Genomic DNA, 19,062 nt, shown 5'->3' with positions numbered 1-19,062 from the left:
GACAATTCCCGGCGGGGAATGCCGACGGCCTCTCCGGGCCCCGTCCACCGGCGGGGGAGAGGCCCCGCCGAGTGGTGGATTGCGAACCGCGCCGCCCCCGCCGAACGGCGGTGTTCGGACACCGAACGTGCACCAACCACCCTTGGTGGAGCAGTCCTTGAGGCACGATCGGGGCGCCGTTCACCAGTCGGACATGTCTTCGACAACCTGATTTCTCGTCAGTAACATGACGATCCGCGCGGCCGTGCGGGCCGCTCTCCCCTTTGCCACCACCCACCCTCGTTCCCGGGCGGGCGGGCACCGTCCGTGCGCCGCCGCCCGTGTGGAACACGCCGCTGAAAGAGCCCCGGTGAAGAGTCCTCTCGTCCCGGCCGTCCGGCCTGCCCTCGCCTCCCTGCTCCTGCTCGGCGTCGCCGCCTGCGGGCCCGCGTCCGGTGACGGACGGGCCGCTTCGGTCACCCTCGACGTGCCTTCCGCCGTCCCGGTCGCCGCCGCCGGCGCGGCTGACCCGGCGGCCCCCGCGTCCGGTGGATCCCCGGCCGCGCACGCCTCGGCGGCCGCCACCGCCCGTCCCGCCGGCAAGGCGACCGCTCCGGCCCCCGGCGGATCCTCCACCGCCGCGCCCCCGGCCCCCTCCGCCCCGGCCGCCGCTGCCGTGGCGTCGCCGACGGGCCCCGCCCCGCTGCCGGTCACGGCCGCGCAGCCCGGTGCGCAGACGGTAGCCGTCGGCACCCCGTCGACCGACGGCTCGGCCGCCACCCCGGCAGCGGCCACCGACCTACGGCTCACCGCCTACGACCCGGCCGCCGGCACCGCCGTCCTGTCCCCGTCAGCCGCATCAGCCGCCCCCGCCGCCCCCGCCGCGTCCTCGGCTCCCGCCTCGGCTGCCGCCTCCGCTCCCGCTCCCGGCCCCGCCACGTCCTCGCCCTCCACCGTCCCCGCCCCCACCCAGGCCGTCCAGCCCGGGCGCCTGCTCGCCAGCCCGCCCACCGACGCCGCCCCTCAGGGCGCGCTCCTCGCCGTCACCGCCGTGCACCCCGGCGCCGGCAACACCCTGAGCCTCGCCACCCGCCCCGCCACCCTGCCCGAACTGCTGGGCGCCGCCGAGGCCGACGGCACGGTCCCCGTCGACCCCAGGGCGATCAAGGTCACCCCGCTGGTCAAGGACGTCACGGCCACCGTCGGCCGGGAGAACGGCACCACCAAGGCGGAGGCGTCCGGGACCCTGGAGGTCAACGCCAGGGCCCCGATCCCGCTGCCCGGCGGCGCCACCGCCGAGGCCGGCGGCGAACTCGCCCTCCACCCGACAGTGCGCTTCGCCTACCACGGCGCCGGCGTCGGCACCCCGCGCACCGCCTCCATCGGCTTCGACCTCGGCGCCCGCGCCCACTGGAAGGTCACCGGCGACTTCGCCCGCGCCACCGCCGCACCGGTCCGCGTCCCCTTCGCCAAGCTCCAGGCCAGCCCGGTGCTGACCGTCGCCGGGCTGCCGGTCGTCGTCAACCTGGCCCTCACCTGCTACCTGGAGGTCGGCGCCGACGGCCAGGTCCACGTCGAGGCCGAGCAGGAGGCGACCGGCACCTGGGCGGTCCGCGCGGACTGGACCGGCGGCGGCCGGGGCTGGACCTCCTCCGCCGACGCCCCCGACACCAAGGTGTCCCCGGTCCACGTCCGTCTCGACGGCAAGGCCTCCGTCCGCGCCACCCTCGGCACCGAGGTCAGCGTCGGCCTCTACGACGCGGTCGGCGTCGAGGCCACCGTCGCCCCCTACCTCCAGGCCAAGGCCGACGGTTCCCTCGCCGTGGACGTCCCCGGCGGCGCGCCCCGGATCCAGGGCAGCTGGGGTCTGGTCGGCGGCATCGACCTCAACGGCGCCCTCCTCGCCCACCTCAAGATCTTCGGCACCCCGCTGATCGAGGGCAGGCTCCCCCTCCCGCCCTTCCACCGCGAGTGGCCCCTCCTCACCGGAACCCTGCCCACCCCGGCGGCCCCGAAGGGCTGACCCGGATCCCCGCCGACCGAACGCCCCTCCGCCGCAGGCTCCCTGCGGCGGAGGGGCGTTCCGGGCTCGGGGATCCACGGATCCGCCGCACAGGAAGTCGGTGGCACCGACTTCCTGTGCGGGGCGGCTCGACTCGTCCCCGCACCTCCGGGGTGGGGGTGGCGGCGCCGTCCCTGGTGGCTCCCCGCCTCCGGAGGCGTTGTCAGTGGCGCGTGCCAGGATCCGGTTCATGCTGGAGATCACGGTGCGGACGGAAGACGACCGGGACCACTCCCGGCCGGACGTCGAGGCGTTGGCCGGGCTGGTGCGGCGGATCGGGGGCAGGCGGGACCGCTTTCTGGTGGTCGAGCGGATACCCGGCGAGCCCGACGTCTATGTGCAGGTGTGGCACGAGCGCGGGGGCGAGTACTCCTTCGAGTACCGGGACGGCGGCGCCGACCGGCACTTCCAGGTGAAGCTCGACGCTCCCGAGCCCGTGATCGTCGCTATGGCCGCCTGGGCCCGCCACGAGCCGGGCTGGGGCGAGGGCTTCGCCTGGGAGGCGCTGGAGCTGGAGTAGGTCCACACCTCCACGGCGCCGTCGTCGTCGCGGCACAGGCCGCGCGATCAGCCGCCGTCCGGAGCGTCGGCCCGCGTCGCCGCACCGGCGGCGGCCTGACGGAGCAGCACCGTCGGCGACGGCATGACGGCGTACCAGGTGTTCGCGCTGTCATCGGCGGCCGGGGCCCAGGCGGCCACCACCGGGAGTTCACAGTGCTCACCGGCCGCCAGCGGGGGCAGCGTCCAGGACATGCCGGGGGAGGGCCCGTAGTCCACGCCCCACGCGCCGGACGAAGACCGGTACGGCTCGTCGATCAGTGCGGCCCACCGCCGGGGCACCTCTCGCGCCTCGGCGGCCCAGCAGATCGCCTCCTCGTCGTTGCCCCCGACGGTGAGCCGGGTCTCGTCGTCCTCGACCGTGATCGCCGCCAGTGCCTGCCCTCCGTCGTACCCCCAGTCGGCACCCTCCGGGAGCGGCACCGGCAGCTCGGCCGAGAACCGCACCCGCCCGAGCGGCGCGAGGGCGTCGATCCGCCAGACCGCCGCGCGGCAGTCGGTCAGCGGTCCCCAGGTCGCGGGGTCGAGCTCGGGGTCGTGCGGGGTGAGGAGCAGCTCGACGCGAGCCTCGGGAGTGGCCCAGCGGGCGAGCAGGCGGTGACCCGGCAGTTGGAACAGCTCGTCGGGCTCCGGCGGAAGGTTCCTGGTCCCGACGGTCGTGGCGAAGGTCAGCCGGCCGAACGGCGTGTCGATGGCCGGTCGGTCGGCAACGGGCAGACGGGTGCGCGGGACGCGGGGAGCAGCATCGCCCGAGCGTACTTGCGGTGCGGCCGGCCACGATCCGCGGTAGGGCGACCTGGACGGGCCTGGCGGCGGTTCAGCTCATGGCCCAGACGGTCGGGTCGTGCGGGACGGGTGGGGAGAGCACCGGCGGGCGGGGAGCGACCGGGAGGGCGGCCGACGTGCCGGCGGTCCGGGTCACCGCGTCCTCGGTGACGCTCGGCGTGGTGCCGGGAGCCACCGGCCCGGAGCGGACGTGCGCGCTCGCCTCGTCCAGCAGGTCGATCGCGGCGCCGGGCAGGGCGTGTCCGGGGAGATATCCGTGCGCGAGCCGGGCGGCCGCCGCCAACGCCTCGTCGGTGATCACGACCTCGTGGTGGTCGACGAGCCGCTGCCGGGCGTCGCGCAGGATCTGCAGGACGTCCTCGGGCGTCGGTTCGGCCACCGGTACCGGCTGGATCCTCCGGTCGAGCCCCGAGTCCCGCTCCCACCGCCGGTGGTCGGCGGATCCGGCGGCCGCGACCACGGAGATGCCGGGCACGTCGAACACCGGCCGGAAGAAGGCCAGCGCCTCGGCCTGCCCCTCCCGGGTGCGGACGACGGAGAGGGCGTTGTCGAGGAAGAGGACGAGGCCCGAGGACCGGAGGATGTCGCCCACCAGTTCGGCCATCACCTCGGTGAAGCGCCCGTGGTGCCGGGGGTCGGTGAACAGCGCGGTGACGTCGAGGCGGAGCACGGTCCGGCCCCGGAACCGCTCGGGCACCTCGCCCCGGGCGACGGCCTGGGCGAGCCCGACCGCGACGCTGGTCTTCCCCACCCCGGGATCACCCACCAGCAGTGCGACGTTGCGGGCCCGTCGGCTGAGTACTTGGAGGACGAGATCGATGTCCGGTCGACGGCCGACCACGTCTGCGGGCCTGCCGGTCTCGGCGGACAGGCTGAGGTTCTGGCTCAGCTCGGACAGTGAGTCCGGAAGAACTGCGCGCGCAGCGATGTCCGGTCGACGGCCGACCACGTCGTCGGGCCCTCCGGTCTCGGCGGACAGGCTGAGGTTCTGGCTCAGCTCGGACGGTGGGTCGGGAAGAACTGCGCGCGCAGCGACCGGCCGTGTCATAGCGGTGATCACCTGGAGGCGTACCTGATCGCCGTTGAGCCCGAAGGACTGCAGCATCTCCATTGCTTGGCCATTGTTCGACCGCACGAGCGCAAGTAGCAGGTGTTCGGGGCCGATGCGGACGCTGCCGAGCTTCGTAGCCTCCTCGGCGGAATGGTCCAGAGCCATCTGGGCCCTGGAGCTGTATTGGAGGGGAGCGTTGACGAGGACCGGCACGTCACTGAGTCGTCCCACCCGTGTCCGGGCGCGTTCGAGTGACACCCCGAGGGCCGCGAGGGCCTGCTGGGCGGGGCTGCCCTCGTCGCGCAGGAGGGCCAGCAGCAGGTGTCCGGAGTCGATGTAGGTGTAGCCCTGCGCCCCGGCCTCTTCCTTCGCCAGGACGAGAACCCGTCGTGCAGCGGTGTTGAACCTCTCAAACCCCATGCCGCGCACCCCGCTCCAGCACCGCCAGCTCCTTCCGCGCCCGCACCGTGTGCGGGTGCTGCGTCCCCAGCACCCGGTCGCGTTCCGCGACGAGCTGCCGCAGCAGCGCCGTCGCCTCCTCCTCGGCCCCAGTCAGCGCGAGGTTGCGGGCCAGCATGTGCCGGGTGCGCAGGGTGTCCTCGTGTTCGCTGCCGAGGAGGCGGCTGCGGTCGGCCAGGAGGACCCGGAGCACGGCGATCGCCTCCGTCCGGTGGCCGGCCTCGCCGAGGTTGACGGCGAGGAACTGGCGGGTGTGCAGGGTCTCCGGGTGGTCCTTGCCGAGCAGGCGGGCGTGGACGGCGGGGAGGGGGCGCAGCAGCCGGGCGGCTTCGGCCGGGTCGCCGGCGCCGCCGACGCAGTGGGCGTGGGCGCGGCGGCAGCGCAGGGTGTCCTCGTGTTCGGCGCCGAGGAGGCGGGTCTGCTCCTCGAGTACCCCTTGGAGGGAGGCGGCGGCGCCGGCCCAGTCGCCCTCCAGGGCCTGCTGTTCGGCGGCCACCTGCCGCTCGCGCAGTGCGGGGGCGACGTTGTCGGCGTAGATCCGGTTGTGGCCGAGGGCGATCAGGTTGGCGTTCTCGGTGGTGCTGTTGAGGGGGACGGGCAGGCCCTCGGCGACCATCAGGCTGACGAGGCGCTGGTAGAGGTCGTCGATGGTGAGGTATTCCGGGCCGCCGGCCATGCCCTCGCGCAGCAGCCGGATGAGCCGTCCGGAGAAGGCGGTGTGGTCCTCGCCGGGCGGGGAGAGCGAGACCTGGTCGCGCTGGGCGGAGGTCAGCACGTAGGTGCCGGAGACTTCCAGTCGGTTGATGGTGCTGGGGCCGGCGGCCATGGTGCCGGTGACGGCGCGGCCGGAGAAGCAGCAGTCCAGCACGATGATCTTGGTGGTGGCGCGGCTGTTGAGCACGGTGCCGCGCAGCTTGTCGTACTCGATCGAGGTGAAGTCCGGGTCGCCGTACTCGCTGTCGGGCAGCGCGAGGTAGAGGTCGTGCCGGCGGCCGCCGACCAGTCCGTGGCCGGTGAAGTAGACCAGCAGCAGGTCCTCGGCGGCCCGGGCGGCCTCGCGCAGCTTCCGGCCGACCCGGCCGAGGTCGGCGTCGTCGAGGAGGACGGTGCAGTGGTCCTCCGGGACGACCCCGTGGTCCGGGTCGGTGAACACGGCCGCCAGGTCGGCCACGGTGGCCCGGACCGCCGGGAGGTCCGGCAGGTCCGGGTCCGTGTACGTGCTCGCGCCGACCAGCACGATCCGGGACCGCAAGGGGTCCGGCAGGCGCACCTCAGCCCTGCTCGGGGCCGGACGGCTCCGGGGCCTCGGGCGAAGACGCCTCCGATGCGGAGCCCTCCAGCGCAGAGCGCAGGAGGTCCTCCAGGTCCCCGGCGCGCACCCGCTTGGCGTCGAGCTCCAGCGTCCCGCCGTCGGTCCGACGGATCTTCAGACGCACGTCGCTGCGCCTGGGCTGGGCGAACCAGACCCGCAGCGAGGAGGCGAGCACCGAGAGCGCGCCGCCGGCGCCCAGGGCGACGGTGACGGCGTCCAGGACCGAGCCCATCTCCCCGGGCGCGGGCGCACGCCCGGTCAGGGTGACCCGCGTCAGGCCCGGTTCCCCCCGGAGCCAGTCCGTGAGCGACTCGGCCTCCGCGGCGGTGCCCGAACCGTTCGCCCGACCGGTCTCCCCACCGATCACGGAAATGTGCACGTCCACAGGTGCCCCCCACAAGGCTGGTTCTGGACGGAGTCGAGAGCGGTCAGTCTACTGATCCGGCCGACGGTTGAGGGGGGTTCGGATCAATGATCCGTTCGGATCAACGATCCGGACCGGGTTCCGGGACGAGCAGCCGCAGGGCGCCCGGCACGACGGTGACCTCGACCGGGAGCGGTGCCATGAACTCGCCGTCCGCGTAGGCGGTGATGCCGGGGGAGTCGATCCGCAGCGAGGCGGTGCGGTGGGTGGTGACCTCGGGGCGGGTGACGTGGGCGCCCTTGAAGAGGGTGGGGAAGAAGCGGGCGATCCGGTGCCGCGGCATGGCGTCGACGAGGGTGACGTCGAGCAGGCCGTCGGCGGGGTCGGCGTCGGGGCAGATGAGCATGCCGCCGCCGTAGCTGCTGGTGTTGCCGACGGCGGCGAGGGTGAGGTCACGGCGGATCTCGGTGCCGTCGGCGAGGGTGATCCGGAACGGCAGCGGGCGGAGGTTGGCGAACTCCACGGCGATGGCGAGGTTGTAGCGCATCCGGCCGCGCGGCCAGCGCAGCCGGTTGGTGCGGTCGCTGACCAGGGAGTCGAAGCCGCTGGCGAGGACGGAGCCGAACCAGCGGGTGGTGCCGTCGGCGGCGGTGACCCGGCCGAGGTCCACGGTGCGGAGGTGGCCGCCGGCGACGGTGTCGGCGGCGGCCTCGGGGGTGTCCCGGGGCAGGCCGTGGGCGCGGGCGTGGTCGTTGCCGGTGCCGGCGGGTATCACGCCGAGCGGGGTGTCGGTGCCGGCCACGGCCTGGAGGGCGAGGTTGATCATGCCGTCGCCGCCGACGACGACCAGGGCGTCGCAGGACGGCGAGGCGACCGCCTCCCGGGCGAGCGCGAGCGACTCCGCGGCGGAGCCGCCCGCCCGCGGGTCCACGGTGATGCCGTGGGCGCGCAGGCGGGCGGTGGCGCGGTGGGCCGCCGGTTCGGCGTGGCCGGCCGCGGCGGCCGGGTTGGTGAGGAGAACGACGCGGGCGATGGTTCTCCGGTCGGTCACGGGATCAGCTTGCCCGGGTTGAGGATGCCGGCGGGGTCGATCTCGGCCTTGACGGCGCGCAGGATGCGCACGCCGAGGTCGCCGATCTCGTCGGCCATCCAGGGGCGGTGGTCGGTGCCGACGGCGTGGTGGTGGGTGATGGTGCCGCCGGACCGGACGATGGCGTCGCCGGCGGCCCGCTTGGCGGCGCCCCACTGCTCGAGCGGCTCCTCGCCGAGGGCGGCGACCACGGTGAAGTAGAGCGAGGCGCCGGTCGGGTAGACGTGCGAGATGTGGCACAGCACCAGCGAGCCGGGCAGGGCCTCGGTCAGCGCGGTGGTGACGGCGAACCGCAGGGCGTGCAGGTCGCGCCAGCCGGCGGCGGTCTCCAGGGTCTCGCACAGCGCGCCCGCGTCGAGCAGCGAGTCGCGCAGGTACGGGGCGTTGAAGCGGCCGTGCTCCCAGGCCCGGGCGGGGGCCTCGCCGAGCGAGGTGCCGCCGGCGGCGAGCAGCGCGGCGCGGGTGAGCTGGTGGCGGGCGGCGACCTGCTCGGCGGTGCCCTCGAAGACGGTGACCGCGAGGCAGCCGCTGACGGCGGCCTCGCCGCCGATCTTCTCGGTCATGGCCAGGTTGATCATCGTCTCGGCCTCGTCGGAGAGCCGGATGACGGTCGGGCCGGTGCCCTGCTGCTCGACGGCGCGCAGCGCGGCGGCGCCGGTGGTGAAGTCGGGGAACGACCAGGCCTCGTAGGCCTTGACGGCGGGCACGGGGTGGACCCGCACCCGGACGGCGGTGATCACGCCGAGGGCGCCCTCGGAGCCGAGGAACAGCTCGCGCAGGTCGGGTCCGGCGGCGGAGGCCGGGGCGCGGCCGAGGTCGAGCACGCCGGTCGGGGTGACCACCCGCAGGCCGCGCACCATGTCGTCGAACCGTCCGTGGCCGGCCGAGTTCTGCCCGGAGGAGCGGGTGGCCGCGAAGCCGCCGATGGTGGCGAAGCGGAAGCTCTGCGGGTAGTGGCCGAGTTCGAAGCCGCGCTCGGCGAGCAGGGCCTCGGCGGCCGGGCCGGTGAGGCCGGCGCCGAGCAGGGCCTCGCCGGAGGTCTCGTCGAGGTCGAGGAGCTGGTCGAGCCGGCGCAGGTCGAGCGAGACGACGGCGGCGAACGACCCGCGTTCCGGGGCCAGTCCGCCGACGACGCTGGTGCCGCCGCCGAACGGCACGACGGCGATCCGGCGCTCGGTGCAGACGGCGAGCAGCGCGGTGATCTCGTCCTCGCCGCCGGGCAGCACGACGGCGTCGGGCGCGTCCTGCGGGTCGCGCGAGCGGCGGCGCAGCAGGTCGGGGGTGGACTTGCCGCCGGCCCGGGGGAGGCGGTCGGCGTCGGCGGTGCTGAGGTGGGCCGCGCCGACGACGGCGGCGAGGGCCGCGAGGTCGTCGGGGGTGAGGGCGGACGGCCGCAGGACGACCTCCGAGGCGTCGGGCCCGGGGGCGGCGTCGCCGGTGACACCGAGGGCGGCGGCGAGCAGGCCCTTGATGTCGGCGGACAGCTCCTTGGCGAGGGCCGGGTCGCCCCAGGCGTCCCACTTCATCGGGGGGAGCGGCAGGGTGGCCGTACCGGTGAGGGTCGCCGGTGCCGCTTGCTTCTCGGGGGTCATGCGTTACAGTTTTACATATCATGTCAAGTAGTAACGAGCCTCACGAGCCTCACGAGTCGGGCGCCGAGCGCGCCGCCGGGTCCAACGCCGGGCCTGTCGCCGGGTCTGTCGCCGGGCGCGGGATCGGGCCTGCCGCCGGGCCTGTCACCGAGCGTGCCGCCGAGCGCGGCACCGATGACGCGATCCTCGATGCCGCCGCCGAGCTGATCGTCCAACTCGGCGTGGGCCGGGCCCAGTTGGCTGAGATTGCGCGCCGCGCCGGGGTGAGCCGGCCGACCGTCTACCGGCGCTGGCCGGACGTCCGCGCCGTGATCGGCGCACTGCTCACCCGGGAGATCGCCGCCACCCGGGACACCGTCCGCCTCACCGGCACCGACCGGGGCGCGTTCGTCGACGGTGTGGTCGAGGTGGCCGTCCGGCTGCGCGACCATCCGGTGCTGGGCGCGCTGCTGCGCTCCGGCGACTCCGACACGCTCTTCGAGTACGTGGTCGACCGGATGGGCGCCAGCCAGCGCGGACTGCTGGAGGCGCTGCGGTCGGGGATCGACCAGGGACAGCTGCACGGCTCGATCCGGGCCGGGGAACCGCTCGAACTGGCCGCGATGGTGCTGCTGATCGCCCAGTCCACCGTGCAGTCGCACCGCATGGTGGCCCCGGTGCTGTCCGAGGAGGCCTGGCGGCGGGAGCTCGCCCGGGCCCTCGACGGGTACCTCGCGCCGTAACTCCCGCGCGCCCGCACCCGCACACCCGCGCCCGCGCACCCGTACCCGCACCCGCCCGCTCCCGTGGACCCGCTCCCGCGAACCGACCGCAGACCGACCGCCTCCGGAGGCCGCAGATGACCACCACCGCCGGGCCCTTCGCCGGGACCGCCCGACTCACCGCCCGCCGCCGCGAGTTGGAGCTCTCCGCGCTCGCCGACCGCCCGTCGGTCGACCTGCTGGTGATCGGCGGCGGTGTCACCGGCGCGGGGGTCGCCCTGGACGCGGCCGCGCGCGGACTGTGCGTGGCGCTGGTGGAGTCCCGCGATCTCGCCTTCGGGACCAGCCGGTGGAGCTCCAAGCTCGTCCACGGCGGTCTGCGCTACCTCGCCTCGGGCCGGATCGGGGTGGCCCGGGAGAGCGCCGTCGAGCGCGGTGTGCTGATGACCCGCACCGCCCCGCACCTGGTCCGGCCGCTGCCGCAACTCGTGCCGCTGCTGGACGGGTTGTTCCGCCCCGGCCAGGCCGCACTGGTCCGGGTCGGCTTCCACGCGGGCGACGCGCTGCGGCTGAGCGCCGGCACCCCGGGCGGTCTGCTGCCCCGGGTCCGCCGGGTCGGCGCCGACCGCGCCCGGGCCCTGGTGCCGGGTCTGCGCGGTGCGGGCCTGTCCGGTGCGCTGGTCGCCCATGACGGCCAACTCGTCGACGACGCCCGGCTGGTGGTGGCTCTGGCCCGCACCGCGGCGCAGTACGGGGCGACCGTGCTCACCCGGGTGCGCGCCGAGGAGGTCACCGGGACGGGCGCCCGGCTCGTCGACTCCCTCACCGGGGCGTCGTTCCAGCTGAACGCCCGCGCCGTCGTGAACGCCACCGGTGTGTGGGCGGGCGAGGTGGACCCGTCGATCCGGCTGCGGCCCAGCCGGGGCACCCACCTGGTGGTGGACGCGGCCGCGCTCGGCCGGCCGCTCGCCGCGCTGACCGTCCCGGTGCCCGGCTCCACCAGCCGTTTCGTCTTCGCGCTGCCGCAGCAGCTCGGCCGGGTGGCGATCGGCCTCACCGACGAGGACGCGCCCGGCCCGGTCCCCGACGAGCCGCAGCCCTCCGAGACCGAGATCGACTTCCTCCTCGACACCGTGAACGGCGCCCTGGAGACGGCGCTGACCAGGGCCGATGTACGCGGCGCGTACGCGGGGCTGCGTCCGCTGATCGACACCGGCGACGGCGCCACCGCCGACCTCTCCCGGCAGCACGCCGTCCTGGAGTCGCCGAACGGCGTGATCACCGTGGTCGGCGGCAAGCTCACCACCTACCGCCGGATGGCCGAGGACGCCGTGGACAGCGCCGTCCGGCTGCGCGGGCTGCCCGCCCGCGCCTGCTGGACGGCCCGGCTGCCGCTGGTCGGCGCGCCCAACCACCGGGACAGCCGCCCGGTGCCGGAGGGCGAGGTGGCGGCCTCGCTGCTCGCCCGGCACGGCGGCGCGGCGCAGGAGGTACTGGCGGTGGGCGAGGAACTCCTCGGCGCCGGGTACGGGGCGCCGGTCGCCGAGGGGATCGACGTCAGCCGCGCCGAGATCGCGTACGCGCTCACGCACGAGGGCGCGCTGGACGTGGCGGACGTGCTGCACCGGCGCACCCGGATCGGCCTCGTCGCGGCGGACGCCGAGCGCGCCCGGGCGGCCGTCGAGGGGATCGCGGCGAAGGCTTCGGTCTGACCGCGCCCCCGCCCGCGCCCCCGCCCGCGCCAGGGCCTGGACCGGGGCTCCGGCTCAGTGTCCGGTCCGCTCCGCCATCGGCTGCACGTCCGCACCGAGCTCCAGGGTGCAGCTGAGCGGGCGCTCCGGCGCGCCCGTCCGCTCCAGCCGGACGGCCAGCGGCTGCGGCGGCTCCTCGGCCAGCTGCGCGGCGAGCACCAGGGGGTACACCCCGTGCCCGTGGACCCGGTGGAAGGCCACTTCCTTGCCGTCCACCAGCACCTCGGTCTCGGTGATCCACCCGGACCGCACGTTCACCGTGACGGAATGCCCGCCCCGGTCGAGGTGGAAGCTGTGCCGCTGGCGCATGAGGACCTCCCGGCGACTGCCGTCGGTGCGCCCGGCCGTCCGGCGTTGAGCCCGGTCGGCCGGCGTCGAGCAGGGCCGCCCGGCGGTGCGGACGGCACGCGCCACGCTAGCCGATGACCGCCCGGACGGCCTCCGGGGAGCGAGGCGGGGGAGAATCGGGGCTCGTTCCCGGAGCCGGAGAGTGGCAGATGCACCAGTACCGCGTGGTGAGGTACTCCCCGGAGGAGCGGGAGGGGACGGCGCCCGCCTGGACGAGCATGTCGGACATCGGTGAGTCCTTCGGCGGCGTCGTGCTGACCGAGGCCGTCTACCTGGAGACGGAGGAGCGCCACCTCGCGGCCGTCCGCCGGTTCGCGGCGGCCCAGGGCGTGACGGAGCTGTGCGTCGACGACCTGGAGGTCTGCCCGGAGAGCTCGTGGTGGCAGCGCGTCGCCGAGGGCGACCGCCTGCCGCTGGACGAGGCGCTCGAACTGGTGCGGTCCGTCCTCCGGGAGGACTTCGTGTGGTGCCGTTTCTCCGGCGACGAGGGCTTCTTCGTGCACCTCGGTTACGACTACTACCTGTACATCGGTCTCACCCGCGCGCCGGAGCCGGCTGTAACGGAGACCCGGCGGTCCGGCCTGCACGTCGACCTGTTCGAGTCGCCGTACCTGGACCTGGACTGAGTCGCCGTACCTCGGCCTCGACCTGTGCCGAGCCGCCGTACCTCGGCCTCGACCTGTGCCGAGCCGCCGGATCCTCGGCCCCGGCGGCTCGGCGGCCGGGGCTCAGGCCAGCCGGCCGCCGCCGTCCACGTGCAGGACGGTGCCGGTGACGAAGGGGCTGGTCATGGCGAACCGGACGGCGCGGACGAGGTCCTCGACGGTGCCGGTGCGGCGGGCCGGGTTGCGCTCGGCGACGGAGCGCAGGAAGGCGGCCTTGTCGGGCCCCAGGCCGTCCCAGGCGCCGGTGTCGACGATGCCGGGGGAGACGGCGTTGACCCGGACCGGGGCGATCTCGACCGCGAGGGCCTGGACGAGGAAGGCCAGCGCGCCGTTGGTGGTCGCCATCACGGTGCGGGCGGGGGCCGGGCGCCAGGCGGCGACCCCGGAGAAGAAGGTGAAGGAGGCGCCGTCGGGGGTGTCCGTGGCGGCCTGCGGCGCGAGGTGCTTGGCGAGCAGCAGCGGTCCGTAGACCTTGGCGGCGAAAGCCCGGTGGATGTCGGCGAGTTCGAGTTCGGCGAGCGGGCCGTTGGCGGGCATGGCGGCGGTGGAGACCAGGTGGTCGAAGCGGCCGGTGGCGGCCGCGAGGGCGGCGACGGACGCCTCGTCGGCGAGGTCGACGTGCACGGTCCGTGCGGGGCCGGGCAGTTCGCCGGCCGTCCACTCCAGCTTGCGCGGGTCGGGGCCGGCGAGGACGAGTTCGGCGCCGGCGGCGGAGGCGGCATGGGCGAGGGCGCGGCCGGTGCGGGAGCCCGCGCCGATCACGACGACGCGGCGGGAGGCGAGCGGAAGAGTGCTGTCGGTCATGGGGCAAGCCTGTTCCGACCAGGGGTGATGCGTCCAAGGCTTGTTTTCGAAGAAATCCATAAACTGGCTGCATGACCACGCTCCGACAGTTCGAGTACCTGGTGACCGTCGTCGACACCGGCTCCTTCACCCGTGCCGCCGAGCTGCTGCACGTCACCCAGCCGGCGCTCTCGCACCAGGTGCGGGCGCTGGAGAAGGCCGTCGGCGGTCCGCTGCTGGAGCGGCTGCCGCGGGCGGTGCGGCCCACACCGATGGGGCGCGCGGTGCTGCCGCACGCGCGGGCGGCGCTGGCCGACGCCGAGCGGTTGCGGGCAGCCGCCCTGAGCGCGGCCGGACTGGCGGGCGGGGAGCTGGAGTTGGCGACGGTGTACTCGGTGAGCCTGGGCCTGCTGCCGCCGGTGCTGCGGGCCTGGCGGGCGGCGCACCCGGAGGTGCGGATCCGGCTGCGGGAGTTCGCGCACACCGAGGACCTCCGGGCGGCGATGGCGGCGGGGCAGGCGGACGTGGCGGTGGGGCCGTTGCCGACGGGCTGGGAGGGGCCGATCCGGGAGCTGGGGACGGAGGAGTTCGTCCTGGTGCTCCCGGCCGACGGGCCGACCGGGCCGGAGGAGCCGGGCGGGGCAGCCGGTCCGGCCGGGACGACGGGGCCGGACGGCGCCCCGGTGCCGCTGGCGGCGCTGGCCGGGCGCGACTGGGTGCACTACGCGCCCGGCAACGGCCTGGCGGACGTGGTGGACGCGGCCTGCGCCGAGGCCGGGTTCCGCCCGGGGGTGGCGGTGCGCACCGAGCAGACGGCGGCGGCGCCGCTGCTCGCGGCGGCCGGGCTGGGCCCGGCGCTGGTGCCCGCGAACATCGTGCCGCCCGGTTTCGACGGGCTGGTGCGCCGGCCCGAACCGCCGGTGCGGCGGCCGCTGGTGGCCTACACCAGGACCAGGCCGGACGCGCTGACGACGGCGTTCGTCGAACTGCTGGCCCGGCGGGTCCGGCTGCTGCCCGACGGGGCGAGCGGTGGGGCCGGCGGTGGGGCGGTCGGATCGGCGGATGTCTCGGCCGACGGATTCTCGTGATCTCTACAGTGCTGTAGATTCGTTTGGCAGGGAGAGCAACCGAGGAGGGCAATCGTGGGAGTTTCGCTGGCCAAGGGCGGCAACGTCTCGCTGACCAAGGAGGCGCCGGGCCTGACGGCCGTCATCGTCGGACTCGGCTGGGACGTCCGTACCACCACCGGCGCCGACTACGACCTGGACGCGAGCGCGCTGCTCTGCAACGCGCACGGCAAGGTGGTCTCGGACCAGCACTTCGTCTTCTTCAACAACCTGCGCAGCCCGGACGGTTCGGTCGAGCACAGCGGCGACAACCTGACCGGTGGCGGCGACGGCGACGACGAGCAGATCAAGGTCGACCTGGCCGGTGTCCCGGCCGACGTGGCCAAGGTGGTCTTCCCGGTGTCGATCTACGACGCCGACGCCCGGTTCCAGAGCTTCGGCCAGGTGCGCAACGCCTTCATCCGGATCGTCAACCAGGCCAACGGCCAGGAGCTGGCCCGGTACGACCTCACCGAGGACGCCTCCACCGAGACGGCGATGGTCTTCGGCGAGCTGTACCGCAACGGTGCCGAGTGGAAGTTCCGCGCGATCGGCCAGGGCTACGCCTCCGGCCTGCGCGGCATCGCGACGGACTACGGCGTCAACGTCTGACGGCGTGCGCCCGGGATGCCGCCGCGCACCCGAACGGGCCACGTGACCAGGCTTTCTCAACGGGCCACGTGAACGGGCCATTTGAACGGGCCGTTTGAACGGGCCACTCGAACGGGCCACCGGGCGGTCGACTGAGCGGGTCGCCGCCCGGTGGCCGACTGCCCGGTCAGCGCCCCTCCGCCCCCGGCGGATTCGGCTTCCGCTCCAGCGCCAGCCCGCCGAAGCCGCCCGAGGCGCCCAGCTGGTCGCGCCACCACGCGGCCATCGCCGGCCCGTCCACGGCCGACCAGTCCGGCGCCCCGGTGACCTGCGCCCGCCCGAGCCGGCGGCTGAGCTCCACCAGCGCCCGCCCCGCCGCGCCGCGCTCGCGGTCGTAGCCGGGCAGCAGGTCGGCCCAGTCCTCCGCCGCCCGCCAGGCGTCCTCGAAGGCGCAGGCGTCCTGCAGCGCCTTCGCCGCACCGCTGGTCGTGTGCGGGCGGACGAGGGTCGCGGCGTCCCCGGCGAGCAGCAGGCGGCCGGCGGTGCGGCGCGGGGTCTCCAGGTCGTGGATCGGCTGGAGCAGGATCCGCTCGACGGGCGTCAGGTCGACCACGCCGGCCCAGTACGGCGGCAGGACGCGCTCCGCGAGCGCGGACAGTTCGCCGCGGCGGGCGGCGTCCAGCGAGCCGACCGCGAAGCCGAGCGGGTCGGTGCCGCCGGCGGTCCGCAGCCAGTCGGGTGCGGGGGCGTAGAAGACCCAGTTCACCAGGGTGGTGCCGGGGGTCAGGCCCGGGATCCGGTAGAGCACGACCTGTCCGCCGGGGTAGCAGGCGGTGATCACCTCCGCCTCGGGCCAGTGGGCCGCGCCGCCCGGGAGCCGGTCGAGCAACCGGGCGTCGAAGCTGCCGCGCCAGGCGACGTACCCGGCGTACTCGGCCCGGGCCTCCGGGCAGACGGCGGCGCGCACCACCGACCGGTGGCCGTCGGCGCCCACCACCAGGTCGAAGGGCTCGCGCCCGCCGGCCGCCGTCTCCACCCAGGCCGGCCCGGCGAGGTCGGTGCCGCCGGCCGCCGTGACGGCCGTCCCGGGGCGGAACTCCACCCGGTCGGGGGTGCGTTCGCGCAGCCCCTGCCACAGCACGCCCCAGTGGAACGAGTGCATGGCCATCGGCTGCACCCACAGCACCCGCCCGCGCGGAGGGCCCGCCGGGTCCTTGGCCACCCAGTGCCGGGTGGTGAGCGGATGGTGGCGGATGCCGTCGTCCAGGTGGCCGGCCAGGACCAGTTCGTCGTAGCGGTCCAGCAGGACGCACAGGCCCACCCCGCGGTCCTCCAGATGTCCCGGGCTGCGCTCCAGCACGGTGACCCGCTCGGCCCCGCCCCGGGCCGCCGCCCGTGCGAACGCACTGCCCGCGATGCTGCCGCCGACCACGGCGACCGATCCACCCCGCACGACCCCTCCCCCTCCTCGCCGGGGCGCCCGCCGCCCCGTCCGTCGTCCCGTCGACCATACGCCGTGGACTGACGGTCCGTCAGCGGAGTGTCCGAGGTGTTCCCTGGATCACCTATGCAACTGGTTGCATAGCCGGCTCGGGCTCGCCTACCGTGTGGTGGCCGACCACGCCCGCAGCCCCGGACCTCCGCGCTCGGACCTCCGCCCCCGGACGGCCGTCCCCGGACCACCGCCCCGCCCGCCCCCGCCAGGAGAAGCCGCGATGACGACGACCGCCAGCACCCCGCCGCCGCCCTACCCGCACCTGCTGCGCCCGCTCGACCTCGGTTTCACCACCCTCCCCAACCGCGTGATCATGGGCTCCATGCACGTCGGCCTGGAGGAGGCCGAGAACGGCTTCGAGCGGATGGCCGCCTTCTACGCCGAACGCGCCCGCGGCGGTGTCGGCCTCATCGTCACCGGCGGCATCGCCCCCAACGAGGCCGGGCGCCCCTGGGACGGCGGCGCCAAGCTCACCACCGAGGAGGAGGCGGACCGGCACCGCGTCGTCACCGACGCCGTGCACGCCGCCGGCGGCCGGATCGCCCTCCAGATCCTGCACTTCGGCCGCTACGCCTACCACCCCGCCCTGGTCGCCCCCAGCGCCGTGCAGGCCCCGATCAGCCCGTTCCCGCCCCGCGCCCTCACCGCCGACGAGGTCGAGGCCACCGTCGACGACTTCGCCCGCTGCGCCGAACTCGCCCGCCGGGCCGGCTACGACGGCGTCGAGATCATGGGTTCCGAGGGCTACCTGATCAACGAGTTCGTCGCCGCCGCCACCAACCACCGCGAGGACGAGTGGGGAGGCACCTACGAGAACCGGATGCGCTTCCCGGTCGAGATCGTCCGCCGGGTCCGGGAACGGGTCGGACCGGACTTCATCCTGATCTACCGGCTCTCCATGCTCGACCTCGTCCCCGGCGGCTCCACCCTGGACGAGGTGGTCACGCTCGCCAAGGCGGTCGAGGCGGCCGGCGCCACCATCATCAACACCGGCATCGGCTGGCACGAGGCGCGCATCCCCACCATCGCCACCTCGGTGCCGCGCGGCGCCTGGGCCTGGGTGACCGAGCGGGTCATGGGCTCGGTGTCCGTGCCGCTGGTCGCCACCAACCGGATCAACACCCCCGAGCTGGCCGAGCGGCTGCTCGCCGAGGGCTGCGCCGACCTGGTCTCGCTCGCCCGCCCGCTGCTCGCCGACCCGGACTTCGTCGCCAAGGCCGCGGCGGGCCGCCCCGAGGCCGTCAACACCTGCATCGGGTGCAACCAGGCCTGCCTCGACCACACCTTCAGCGGGAGGATCACCTCCTGCCTGGTCAACCCGCGGGCCTGCCACGAGACCGAGCTGGTGCTCGCCCCGACCCGGCGGGCCAAGCGGATCGGCGTCGTCGGGGCCGGACCGGCCGGTCTCGCCTGCGCCGTCACCGCCGCCGAGCGCGGCCACCGGGTCACCCTGTTCGACGCCGCCGCCGTCATCGGCGGGCAGCTCGACATCGCCCGCCGGATCCCCGGCAAGGAGGAGTTCGCGGAGACCCTGCGCTACTACCGCCACCGGCTGGAGGACCTCGGCGTGGAGCAGCGGCTCGGCCGCGCGGTCGACGCGGCCGAACTCGCCGCCGAGGGCTTCGACGAGGTCGTGCTCGCCACCGGGGTCAGCCCGCGCGTCCCCGGCCCCGCCGACCTGCCGGGCGTCGACCACCCCAGCGTGCTCGGCTACCTCGACGTGCTGCGCGACGGCGCCGCCGTCGGCGAGCGGGTCGCCGTCCTCGGCGCGGGCGGCATCGGCTTCGACGTCGCGGAGTTCCTCACCGACGCGGGCGACGCGCCGAGCCTCGACCCGGCCGTGCACCGCCGGCACTGGGGCATCGACGGGGACTACCGCGAGCGCGGCGGCCTCGCCCGTCCCGAGCGGCCCGAGCCGCCGCGCCGGGTCCACCTGTTCCAGCGCCGCACCAGCAAGGTCGGCGCCGGGCTGGGGAAGACCACCGGCTGGATCCACCGCACCGAGCTCAAGCACCGCGGCGTCGTCATGGTCGCCGGCGCGGGCTACGACCGGATCGACGACGCGGGCCTGCACTTCACCGTCGACGGCGAGCCGCAGCTGCTGCCGGTCGACACCGTGGTGCTGTGCACCGGCCAGGAACCGCGCCGCGACCTCGACGCCGCCCTGCGCGCCCTGGGTGTCGCCCCGCACCTGATCGGCGGCGCCGACGAGGCGGCCGAACTCGACGCCAAGCGCGCGGTCAAGCAGGGCACCGAGCTCGCCGCCGCGCTCTGACGCGGGGGCGGCCGCCCTCCGACGCCGGGGCGCCGCCGCCGCGGCCACTGCCCTCGGGCCGATGCGCACGACCTGCCGCCGCCCGCCCCGCACG

17 protein-coding genes are annotated in these 19,062 nt (G+C 75.2%); 8 read left to right on the top strand and 9 right to left on the bottom strand.

Annotated features, from left to right (window positions below; translation table 11 throughout):
* Positions 1-349 precede the first annotated feature (349 nt).
* Positions 350-2,002: a hypothetical protein gene (locus BLU95_RS10885; RefSeq protein ID WP_159424852.1), complete on the top strand. Its 1,653-nt coding sequence runs from the start codon at positions 350-352 to the stop codon at positions 2,000-2,002.
* A 229-nt stretch (positions 2,003-2,231) separates the two neighbouring features.
* Positions 2,232-2,561 carry a hypothetical protein gene (locus tag BLU95_RS10880; RefSeq protein WP_159424851.1) on the top strand — a complete coding sequence of 110 codons (330 nt, stop codon included), beginning with the start codon at positions 2,232-2,234 and terminating at the stop codon, positions 2,559-2,561.
* A 47-nt stretch (positions 2,562-2,608) separates the two neighbouring features.
* Here BLU95_RS10880 and BLU95_RS10875 read toward each other — a convergent pair whose 3' ends face one another.
* The 6 genes from BLU95_RS10875 to BLU95_RS10850 all read right to left on the bottom strand — a co-directional run bounded on the left by BLU95_RS10875 (position 2,609) and on the right by BLU95_RS10850 (position 9,187).
* A complete protein-coding gene (locus BLU95_RS10875; RefSeq protein WP_093859839.1) occupies positions 2,609-3,046 on the bottom strand; it encodes a hypothetical protein in 438 nt (145 codons plus the stop codon).
* Positions 3,047-3,416: 370 nt separating this feature from the next.
* A complete protein-coding gene (locus BLU95_RS10870) occupies positions 3,417-4,856 on the bottom strand; it encodes a Clp protease N-terminal domain-containing protein (protein ID WP_159424850.1) in 1,440 nt (479 codons plus the stop codon).
* Positions 4,846-6,165 (bottom strand): caspase, EACC1-associated type, encoded by a 1,320-nt coding sequence (locus tag BLU95_RS10865; RefSeq protein ID WP_093859837.1) that lies wholly within the window; start codon positions 6,163-6,165, stop codon positions 4,846-4,848. The genes BLU95_RS10870 and BLU95_RS10865 overlap by 11 nt, the downstream gene beginning before the upstream one ends.
* A gap of 1 nt (position 6,166) precedes the next feature.
* Complete coding sequence (locus BLU95_RS10860; protein WP_159424849.1) at positions 6,167-6,592, bottom strand: effector-associated constant component EACC1; 426 nt, start codon at positions 6,590-6,592, stop codon at positions 6,167-6,169.
* Positions 6,593-6,692: 100 nt separating this feature from the next.
* Entirely contained in the window at positions 6,693-7,622 is a 930-nt protein-coding gene (locus BLU95_RS10855) for a diacylglycerol kinase (RefSeq protein WP_093859835.1), read from the bottom strand.
* Complete coding sequence (locus tag BLU95_RS10850) at positions 7,619-9,187, bottom strand: FAD-binding oxidoreductase (protein WP_093864787.1); 1,569 nt, start codon at positions 9,185-9,187, stop codon at positions 7,619-7,621. Before BLU95_RS10850 ends, BLU95_RS10855 begins: the two co-directional genes overlap by 4 nt.
* 86 nt (positions 9,188-9,273) lie before the next feature.
* Here BLU95_RS10850 and BLU95_RS10845 point away from each other — a divergent pair, with 86 nt between their 5' ends.
* On the top strand, positions 9,274-9,975 hold the full coding sequence (locus BLU95_RS10845) for a TetR/AcrR family transcriptional regulator (RefSeq protein WP_093859834.1): 702 nt from the start codon (positions 9,274-9,276) through the stop codon (positions 9,973-9,975).
* Positions 9,976-10,091: 116 nt separating this feature from the next.
* Positions 10,092-11,666 (top strand): glycerol-3-phosphate dehydrogenase/oxidase, encoded by a 1,575-nt coding sequence (locus tag BLU95_RS10840; protein ID WP_093859833.1) that lies wholly within the window; start codon positions 10,092-10,094, stop codon positions 11,664-11,666.
* 54 nt (positions 11,667-11,720) lie between these two features.
* Here the strand turns inward: BLU95_RS10840 and BLU95_RS10835 are convergent, their stop codons facing one another.
* Entirely contained in the window at positions 11,721-12,014 is a 294-nt protein-coding gene (locus BLU95_RS10835; RefSeq protein WP_093859832.1) for a hypothetical protein, read from the bottom strand.
* A 188-nt stretch (positions 12,015-12,202) separates the two neighbouring features.
* On the opposite strand from BLU95_RS10835, the gene BLU95_RS10830 reads away from it, so the two are divergent.
* Positions 12,203-12,679 (top strand): hypothetical protein, encoded by a 477-nt coding sequence (locus BLU95_RS10830; RefSeq protein WP_093859831.1) that lies wholly within the window; start codon positions 12,203-12,205, stop codon positions 12,677-12,679.
* A gap of 102 nt (positions 12,680-12,781) precedes the next feature.
* Here the strand turns inward: BLU95_RS10830 and BLU95_RS10825 are convergent, their stop codons facing one another.
* Positions 12,782-13,522 carry an SDR family oxidoreductase gene (locus BLU95_RS10825; protein ID WP_093859830.1) on the bottom strand — a complete coding sequence of 247 codons (741 nt, stop codon included), beginning with the start codon at positions 13,520-13,522 and terminating at the stop codon, positions 12,782-12,784.
* A gap of 71 nt (positions 13,523-13,593) precedes the next feature.
* On the opposite strand from BLU95_RS10825, the gene BLU95_RS10820 reads away from it, so the two are divergent.
* The gene (locus tag BLU95_RS10820) at positions 13,594-14,589 is read left to right on the top strand and encodes a LysR family transcriptional regulator (RefSeq protein WP_093859829.1); all 996 of its coding nucleotides are present in this window, start codon (positions 13,594-13,596) and stop codon (positions 14,587-14,589) included.
* A gap of 54 nt (positions 14,590-14,643) precedes the next feature.
* Complete coding sequence (locus BLU95_RS10815; protein WP_093859828.1) at positions 14,644-15,219, top strand: TerD family protein; 576 nt, start codon at positions 14,644-14,646, stop codon at positions 15,217-15,219.
* A gap of 166 nt (positions 15,220-15,385) precedes the next feature.
* On the opposite strand, the gene BLU95_RS10810 is transcribed toward BLU95_RS10815, so the two are convergent.
* Positions 15,386-16,651, bottom strand: a complete 1,266-nt coding sequence (locus BLU95_RS10810; RefSeq protein WP_093859827.1) for an FAD binding domain-containing protein — start codon at positions 16,649-16,651, stop codon at positions 15,386-15,388.
* Positions 16,652-16,913: 262 nt separating this feature from the next.
* On the opposite strand from BLU95_RS10810, the gene BLU95_RS10805 reads away from it, so the two are divergent.
* Positions 16,914-18,968 (top strand): NADPH-dependent 2,4-dienoyl-CoA reductase, encoded by a 2,055-nt coding sequence (locus BLU95_RS10805; RefSeq protein WP_093859826.1) that lies wholly within the window; start codon positions 16,914-16,916, stop codon positions 18,966-18,968.
* Positions 18,969-19,062 lie beyond the last annotated feature (94 nt).

This window comes from Streptomyces sp. TLI_053 (genome assembly GCF_900105395.1).
Lineage (GTDB): Bacteria > Actinomycetota > Actinomycetes > Streptomycetales > Streptomycetaceae > Kitasatospora.
The sequence above is the reverse complement of the archived record's forward strand: the minus strand, read 5'-3'. Positions and strand labels throughout refer to the sequence as shown.